The organism is Aeromonas sp. HMWF014 (genome assembly GCF_963878295.1).
GTDB lineage: Bacteria > Pseudomonadota > Gammaproteobacteria > Enterobacterales > Aeromonadaceae > Aeromonas > Aeromonas popoffii.
Map to the genome: position 1 here is coordinate 1 of NZ_CAWNYS010000222.1, position 8,426 is coordinate 8,426.

An 8,426-nucleotide genomic window follows, 5' to 3' on the forward strand; every position below is an offset into this window, starting at 1 on the left:
CTACTGCTCCTTCCCTTATGACGAGGGCGAGCACCGCTGCGCCGTGGCTCCCTCACAGGATGAATACCCGCTGCAGACCCGCCTCGATGAGACCCGCCTGCAACAACTGATCGCCCCCCTGCCATTTGGCCTGCATCAGATCTGGTGCAGCGAGGATACCGAGCACGGCCGCTGGTTACATGCCCTGCTGATCCGCCTCCCCGATCTCGCCCCCACCAGGAATCAATATCGCCGCCGTCGCTTCAAGGGGCCCATCCCCCGTGATCCATCATCCAGATAACAATATTTAACTCTAAGTTAACCAGCTGATGGCAGACAAGATACGGCGTTTGTGTTAAAAAGCGGCATTAAAATCAAAATCAAATAACAAATCAGACACTAACACCTGGATTTACTTATGAAACTTGTCCTCAAACTGGTTGCCGGCATCCTGGCCGGTCTCTTGCTAGGTCTCTACGCCCCTGAATGGGTCGCACGCGTGCTGTTTACGGCCAAGATAGTCATAGGTCAGCTGATCACCTTCACCATTCCGCTCATCATCCTGTTTTTCATCATGAGCGGCATCGCCAGCCTGCCAAAAAACTCCGGTAAGCTACTGGGTAAAACCGTGGCACTCTCCTACTGCTCCACGATTCTGGCGGGGCTGTTTGCCTTTACCGTGGCGAGCCACTTGATCCCGCAACTGACCAGCGCTGCCGAGCCCACCTCGGCCGAGGCGATCAAACTCGCCTCCTACATCAATTTGGAGATCCCGCCGCTGTTTAGCGTGATGTCTGCCCTGGCCGCCGCCTTTATCTTTGGCATCGGCGTCAGCGCTACCCAGGCCACCGATATGCGCCGGGTCGCCGATCAGGGCCGTGACATCATCGACCGCCTGCTGGCCAAGGTGATCATCCCGCTGCTGCCGTTCTACATCGCCGGTGTCTTTGTCGAGATGACAGTGGAAGGAACCGTCTTCGCCACCCTGAAGACCTTTGGCGTGGTGTTGGTGATGGCCATCGTCATGCACTGGCTCTGGCTCTCGGTGCTGTTCGTTGGCACGGGTCTGGCGCTGGGTCGCTCACCCGCCATGCTCATCAAGAACATGCTGCCTGCCTACTTCACCGCACTGGGCACCATGTCCAGCGCCGCTACCATTCCGGTTGCCCTGCAGGCCAGCAAGAACAACGGCGTGAGCGATGGCATCGCCAACTTCACCGTGCCCCTGTGCGCCACCATCCACCTGTGTGGCTCCACCATCACGCTGGTGACCTGTGCCACCGCCGTCATGTTCCTCTCCGAGCACCTGGCCATTCCGGGCGTAGACACCATGCTGCCATTCATCATGATGCTGGGCGTCATCATGATAGCCGCGCCGGGTGCACCGGGTGGCGGCGTCATGTCGGCGCTGGGCCTGCTCACCTCCATGCTCGGCTTCGGTGAAGCCTCCATCGCCCTGATGATCGCCCTCTATTTAGCGCAGGACAGCTTCGGCACCGCCTGCAACGTCACCGGTGATGGCGTCATTGCCCTGTGGGCCAACCGTTTCGCCCAGAACGGGGAAACCGTGCCCAGCACCGAGCAGGACGCAGCCTGATACGGCAAACAAACACATAAAAAACGGGAGCCATCGGCTCCCGTTTTTTTATGGCTGATATGTGAGGTCAACCGCGCCGACGGATCACCCCCTCCTGCGCCGTGCTCGCCACCAGCATCCCCTCGCGGGTGAAGAACTGGCCACGCACCAGACCGCGACCGGCGCTGGCGCTCGGGCTGTCCACCACGTAGAGCAGCCAGTCATCCAGCCGGAAGTCCCGGTGGAACCACATGGAGTGATCGATGGTGGCCACCTGCATGTCCGGCTCCCAGTACGAGACGCCATGGGGCTGCAGGGCGGTAAACAGGAAGTGGAAATCGGAGGCATAGGCCAGCAAATACTTGTGGACCCGTTGATCGTCCGGCATCTGGCCATTGGCCCTGAACCAGACGTGGCGCAGCGGCTCGTGTACATCCGGCCGGATCGGATCGACCAGGGTCACAGGGCGAATTTCGATGGGCTTCTCGCACATGATCTTGTCACGCAGGACCGGCGGGATCTGCTGCTCGTAGGGACGCACCAGCTCCAACTCGCTCTTGAGCTGCTCGGGCGGGGTGATCCCCGCCGGCATGCTGATCTGATGCTCGAACCCCTCGGCCTCGACCTGGAAGGAGGCGTTGAGATAGAAGATCGGCTTGCCGCCCTGAATGGCCTTGACCCGGCGGGTAGAGACGGTCTGGCCGTCACGGATATTCTCCACGTCATAGATGATGGGACGATTGGCATCACCGGGGCGCAGGAAGTAAGAGTGGAAACTGTGCACCTGACGATCGGCGGCCACCGTCTGCTTGGCGGCTGACAAGGCCTGCCCCATTACCTGTCCGCCAAACACGGCCCGCAGACCGAGATCCTGACTCTGGCCCCGAAACAGGCCCTCCTCGATTTTCTCGAGCGCCAGCAGTGCCAGCAGCTCATCAAGTACCTTGCTCATTATTATCTCCTGTATCTGTGCCACAAAGGCTAACAAGCCCGCAGTGGCAGAGCAACCTTGCCCCTCCCCCGCAGCGGATCTGCCGGGCAATTTCATTCAGCAAAGGAGCCATTGGAATACTCAGCAGCAAACTGCAGCAACAAAAAGCCCGCCAAAGAGGCGGGCCTTTTCTTGGGCGAACCCATGAGAGTCATCACAACGCTTACTTGCTGCCGGTACCCGAGTTGCGGGTGGAGGAAGTCGGCTTGCGGCGGGCCGTGGTGCTGCGTGCACGCGGCTCCATGCCCTGCATATCCTTGTGACGTTTGACGGCACGGCGGATCTGGGCGGCCTGCTTGTGACGGGTGCTCTTGCCATCTTGCTGCAGATCGACCTTGGATTCGGTCTCCGGCGGCATGTTGACCAGACCACGCAGGTAGTTCACATCCGGCAGTTTAAGCTCCTGCCAGCCACCACGGGGGATACCACGATCCAGGGTGACGTCGCCGTAGCGCACCCTCATCAGACGGCTCACCTGCACTTCCTGGGATTCCCACAGGCGGCGCACTTCACGGTTGCGGCCCTCGGTCAGGGTGACGTTGAACCACTGGTTCAGGCCCTCACCGCCGGCCGGTTTGATCTTGTTGAACTTGGCCATGCCATCTTCCAGCTGCACACCTTTGCGCAGGCGCTGCAGCATGGCTTCGGTGATCTCGCCAAACACACGCACCGCGTATTCGCGCTCCACTTCGTGGCTCGGGTGCATCAGGCGGTTAGCCAGCTCACCGTCTGTGGTGAACAGCAACAAGCCGGAGGTGTTGACGTCGAGACGGCCTACCGCGATCCAGCGGGCGCTTTCCAGCTTGGGCAGACGATCGAACACGGTGGGACGACCTTCCGGATCGTGACGGGTACACATCTCCCCTTCGGGCTTGTGATACGCCAGCACGCGGCAGATCATCTCTTCCTCGGCACGGGTCTTGACCGTATGGCCATCGACACGGATCACGGCGTTCACTTCGACGCGATCTCCCAGTGTGGCGACCTTGCCATCCACACTGACCCGACCTGCGGTGATCAGGGCCTCCATCTCACGACGGGAGCCGTGACCCGCGCGGGCCAACACTTTTTGCAGTTTTTCACTCATCGGGGTTACCTGATTGTTGATCGCTGCCCGCCAGCATAACGGGCAACGGTTATTACTGTGTCGCACCCCGTACGGGCAATCCGACACGCTTCAATACTCAAAAGAGCTGGTCAGCTGGCACATGCCAGCACAGTGAACCAGCTCTCGCGGCCCTCCCCCGGCATGCCGGGCAAGGGGATGGCGATGCAGGATCCCGTATAGGTCATCCAACACGCCCTCCTGTTCAAGAGGCCCGGTCAGCTGGCACAGGCCAGCGACCCGGACTAGGTCTCGCTCCCCTCGACCGGCAGCGCGGGCAAGGGGGATTGCAGTTCAGGATCCAGCTCGGGGAGCTGCTCCAGACTCTGCAGATTAAAATAATCCAGAAATTCCCGGGTGGTGGCGAGCAACTCGGGGCGACCCACCACCTCCTTGTGTCCGACGCTGCGCACCCAGCCACGCTCTTTCAGGGTATTGACTATCTGGCTCGACACCGCCACCCCGCGGATCGCTTCTATCTCGGCCCGAGTGATGGGCTGACGATACGCAATCAGGGTCAGCGTCTCCATCACGGCGCGGGAATAACGGGGCGCCCGCTCGCTCCAGAGCCTGGAGAGCTCCTCGGCATACTCCTGGCGCGCCTGAAAGCGCCAGCCGGAGGCGACCTCTTTGAGCTCCACCCCCCGCTCGCTGTAATCTTGTCGCAGTTCCGCCAGCAAGAGTTGCACATAGCGGCCGGTGACGGGGTAATCCGCCAGCACACCGCTTTTCAGCTCGCTCACGGTTAACGGGCGCCCGGCCACGAAGATCGCGGCCTCGATCAGTGTCTTGAGTCGTTCAGCGGGCAGCGCCACGGTTGCCCTCCCCGCGCATGGCAGCAGGCTGGCGTGCCAACGGGAGATGCACACACACCCCGGCAGACTGGCAGCAAGCTCGGGATAAAGAAAACAACTCAGTGTGCATGTTCACGCTCCCCGCTTTCATCTTGACTCGCCAGGGCAAAATGGATCGGCCCCAGCGGCTCGGCCTGCAGGATCCAGATCAGGGACTCCTTGCACAGCTCCAGCAGGGCCAGAAACGTCACCAGCACCCCCATGCGCCCCTCTTCGGCTCTTAGCACCTGTTCCAGCCGCAACGTCTGGCCCAGCGAGAGCATGGCGAGGATCTCCGCCATGCGCACCCGGGTCGGGATCTGCTCGCGACGGATCTGATGATGTTCGAAATGAGTCGCGCGTTTTACCACACTTTGCATGTAAAGGGCGAGCTCAACCAGCGAAACATCCGGGGTCAATGGCTTGAGAGAGCCAAAATCCGGCGGCAGGGCGGCGGCGATATAAATCTCCCGCTCCACCCGTGGCAAGGCATTGAGGCGCTCGCCCCCCACTTTGAAGCGCTCGTATTCCTGCAGTCGCCGAATAAGGGTCACGCGGGGATCTTCTCCCTCCTCTTCGTCTGCCAGCTCGGGAGCCTTGGGCAGCAAAAGGCGGGATTTGATCTCCGCCAGCCAGGCCGCCATCAGCAGATATTCCGCTGCCAGCTCCAGATTGAGCCCCTGCATCAGCTCCACGTACTCCATGTACTGGGCGGTGATCTGCAAGATCGGCAGGTTCAGGATATCCAGCTGCTGGCGCCGGATGAGGTACAGCAGCAGATCGAGGGGGCCCTCGAAGGTATCGAGGAAGACTTCCAGCGCATCGGGCGGGATGAACAAGTCCTGGGGCAACTCATGGTAGGGCTGCCCCAGCACGCGCGCGATGGGGGATGGGATGGCCTGGGGGGGGACTCCCTCCCCCGTTGCGCCCAAAATAGGCGGAGCCATCACAGGCGCTGGGTCGGCAGACTCACTCAAACGGGGTCGGGTCTCCGGCGCCACGACGACGCAGCACGGGCTCGTCATCGGAGAAATCCACAACCGTGGTGGGCTGCTCGCCCAGATAGCCACCGTTGACCACCAGATCCAGCTGCTTGCCCAGTTTGTCGAAGATCTCTTCCGGGTCAAACTCCGTCATCTCTGAACCCGGCAGGATCAGGGAGGTAGAGAGCAGCGGCTCACCGAGCGCTTCCAGCAGGGCCAGCGCTATGTTGTTGGCTGGCACCCGGATACCGATGGTCTTCTTCTTCTCATTCATCAGGCGGCGCGGCACATCCTTGGTCGCCTTGAAGATGAAGGTGTAAGGCCCGGGCGTGTTGCCCTTGACCAGGCGGAACGCCGTGTTGTCCACCTTGGCGTAGGTGGAAATCTCGGAAAGATCCCGGCACACCAGGGTGAAGTCGTGGGTGGGATCAATGCGACGGATGCGGCAGATGCGCTCCAGCGCCCCCTTGTCACCCATCTGGCAACCGAGCGCATAGCCGGAATCGGTCGGATAGACGATGACGCCACCGTTCTGGATGATCTGTACCGCCTGGCCGATCAGACGGGCCTGGGGGTTTTCCGGATGTACGTAAAAATGCTGACTCATATGCTCTTCTCGCGATAGGGGCACACGCGGTGCCCGCTTCATGGTCACGGGTTCCAGACCCATGACGCTACCTTAACCTGTTTGACGCCGGTTTACCCTCCCATACAGCGGAGGGTCCACCGGCCGCCCCTCTGCTAGCGACTGGCCAGCAGGGCGGTATGCTGCTCGGTGGTGAGGCCGAAGTGGCCCGGATAGGCCAGCCAGACCGGCATGCCCTCCTTGGGCAGCCAGAGGTGGCGGCCCAGCTCGGTCCAGTTGGAGGGAAAGTGAAAATCAGACCCCACCGAAATATAGAGGTCGTGTTCCTTGGCCCACTGGCCCAGGTTGGCTCGCTCCTGCGGGCTCTGCTGGGGCAGTGACACCTCCATGGCATCGCCACCGGCCGCCTTGAAGGCCACCAGTAACCGCTTGATCCACTTGGCGGTGAGATCGTAACGGCTGGGATGGGCCAGCACCGCCAGCCCACCGGCGGCGTGAATGGCAATGATGGCCTCGCTCATCTCGGGCCACTCGGCCGGGGCATAACCCTTGTTGCCACGGCTCAGGTACTTTTTGAATACCTTCTGCATGTTGTCGGCCACCCCGCGTGCCACCAGCACCCGGGCAAAATGGGCGCGGGTCACGGCAGCATCACCGGCCAGCGCCTTGGCCTCCTCATAGGTGCCGGGGATAAGGCACTTCTCCAGACGGCGCCCAATTTCCAGTGCGCGCGCCTCGCGGCGAGCCCGTTGGCCCGCCAAAAATGCCACCAGCTGCGGATTTTTTTCATCCACCCCCAGCGCCACGATATGAATTTCGTGGTGCTCCCAGCCAGTGGAGATCTCGACCCCGCTCACCAGTCGCAGCGGCAGCTGCTCGGCCTCGATGGTGCGACGCACCTCATCAAGCCCATCGAGGGTATCGTGGTCAGTAACCGCTAACACCTCGACCTGCTTTTCGGCGGCGCGGCGCACCAGTTCGGCCGGGCTCAGCACACCGTCGGAGGCAGTGGTATGACAGTGAAGATCGAATCTCATCAGGTTATTCCGCTCTCATGATCAGGTCACCATCGGTGAAAGAAGGCTAAAAAGCGACTTGACTTGGCCGCGGCTTTATCGTTTTCTGTAGGCACTTCATTGCAAACCTCTTTTTACAGGACTTTATCATGCAAACGACTTCCATCCTGACCATCTGGTGGTGGCACACTCCCTGACATGCGGGCGTGTGGTCGTTGCTGTACCTGTAATCTGACAGCAAATTAAGAACCCAAAGAAAAAGCCCGCTGACCCCAGCGGGCTTTTTTATTATCCGGCAAATGGACCTGTGATGAAACCAAGAATTCAGACAAGCGCAATGACCTGGCGATGGCGCCCCTACTGAAACCGCCCAAACCAACTTAAATTCCAAGGCATTTTTTCAAGGTATGCAACGTCATGAACATCGGTAAAACACATCACACGCAAGGGAACGCACTATGACCGTCAATACGACTCGCTTGCCCCTGGGTGAATTCGATACCCTCAAGCTCAACGCCCCCTATGTGGCCGACCCGCTGGCGCTCTATACCCGGCTCTGCCAAGGGCGTCCCAACAACCTGCTGCTGGAATCGGTCGAGATCGACTCCAAAGCGGGCAAACAGAGTCTGCTGCTGGTGGATGCTTGCCTGCGCATCGAGTGCCGTGGTCGCGCCGTGCGGGTGCGCACCCTGAACGACAACGGCGCCCAGTTGCAGAGCCTGCTGGCCGAGCGCCTGCCCGCAGTCATCAGCCAGATTCTGGTGGATGGCGAGTTGCAGCTCGACTTCCCGGCCTCCGATCGGGAGCAGGATGAAGACAGCCGCCTCAAGGGGAGCAGCGTGCTGGATGTGCTGCGCACCCTGCAACAGGAGCTGCAGTGCCAACTGGGTAAAGAAGCACTGTTCATGGCGGGCAGCTTCGCCTATGACCTGATCGCCTCTTTTGAGGATCTGCCAGAGGTGCCGGAGGGGAGCAACAGCTGCCCCGATTACTGCTTCTATGTGGCCGAAACCCTGATCACCATCGACCATATCGAGCGCTCTACCCAACTGCTCGCCTGCATATTCGGCGGCGACAGCGACGAGAGCCAGGTGGATGACAGATATACCCGCCTGAGCGAACGACTCACCGATTTCAAACAGCTTTGCCAGCAACCCCTCTGCGCCGAGCTGGCCACTGCGGCCCTCACCGGCGGTATGAGCGTGGACAAGAGCGACAAGCAGTTCTGCGCCGAGGTGGAGAAGCTCAAGGGCTTCATCCGCCGTGGCGACATCTTCCAGGTGGTGCCGTCGCGCTGCTTCTCCCTGCCCTGCCCGAACCCGCTGGCCGCCTATCGCCGCCTCAAGCAGACCAACCC

7 protein-coding genes and 2 pseudogenes are annotated in these 8,426 nt (G+C 60.8%); 3 read left to right on the forward strand and 6 right to left on the reverse strand.

What is annotated here, in order from left to right; genetic code table 11:
• Together AAC083_RS08935 and AAC083_RS08940 are read left to right on the forward strand one after the other, a co-directional pair.
• Positions 1-280, forward strand: a pseudogene (locus tag AAC083_RS08935) (SAM-dependent methyltransferase); the annotation flags it as partial.
• A gap of 117 nt (positions 281-397) precedes the next feature.
• Positions 398-1,576, forward strand: coding sequence for a dicarboxylate/amino acid:cation symporter (locus tag AAC083_RS08940; RefSeq protein ID WP_042036356.1), 1,179 nt, complete (start codon positions 398-400; stop codon positions 1,574-1,576).
• A 67-nt stretch (positions 1,577-1,643) separates the two neighbouring features.
• On the opposite strand, the gene tesB is transcribed toward AAC083_RS08940, so the two are convergent.
• From tesB to rnm, 6 genes are all read right to left on the reverse strand, one after another.
• A complete protein-coding gene (gene tesB, locus AAC083_RS08945; protein ID WP_108536379.1) occupies positions 1,644-2,507 on the reverse strand; it encodes an acyl-CoA thioesterase II in 864 nt (287 codons plus the stop codon).
• A 202-nt stretch (positions 2,508-2,709) separates the two neighbouring features.
• Positions 2,710-3,633: a 23S rRNA pseudouridine(2605) synthase RluB gene (gene rluB, locus AAC083_RS08950; protein WP_042036354.1), complete on the reverse strand. Its 924-nt coding sequence runs from the start codon at positions 3,631-3,633 to the stop codon at positions 2,710-2,712.
• 263 nt (positions 3,634-3,896) lie between these two features.
• Positions 3,897-4,466, reverse strand: a complete 570-nt coding sequence (gene scpB, locus AAC083_RS08955) for an SMC-Scp complex subunit ScpB (protein WP_108536380.1) — start codon at positions 4,464-4,466, stop codon at positions 3,897-3,899.
• Between the two features lie 98 nt (positions 4,467-4,564).
• Positions 4,565-5,431, reverse strand: a complete 867-nt coding sequence (locus AAC083_RS08960) for a segregation and condensation protein A (RefSeq protein WP_249126740.1) — start codon at positions 5,429-5,431, stop codon at positions 4,565-4,567.
• A 22-nt stretch (positions 5,432-5,453) separates the two neighbouring features.
• Positions 5,454-6,074 carry an L-threonylcarbamoyladenylate synthase gene (locus AAC083_RS08965; protein WP_042036617.1) on the reverse strand — a complete coding sequence of 207 codons (621 nt, stop codon included), beginning with the start codon at positions 6,072-6,074 and terminating at the stop codon, positions 5,454-5,456.
• A 134-nt stretch (positions 6,075-6,208) separates the two neighbouring features.
• Positions 6,209-7,090 (reverse strand): RNase RNM, encoded by an 882-nt coding sequence (rnm, locus tag AAC083_RS08970; protein ID WP_108536382.1) that lies wholly within the window; start codon positions 7,088-7,090, stop codon positions 6,209-6,211.
• 437 nt (positions 7,091-7,527) lie between these two features.
• Between rnm and AAC083_RS22975 the strand changes: the two are divergent.
• A pseudogene (locus AAC083_RS22975) lies at positions 7,528-8,426 on the forward strand (chorismate-binding protein); the annotation flags it as partial.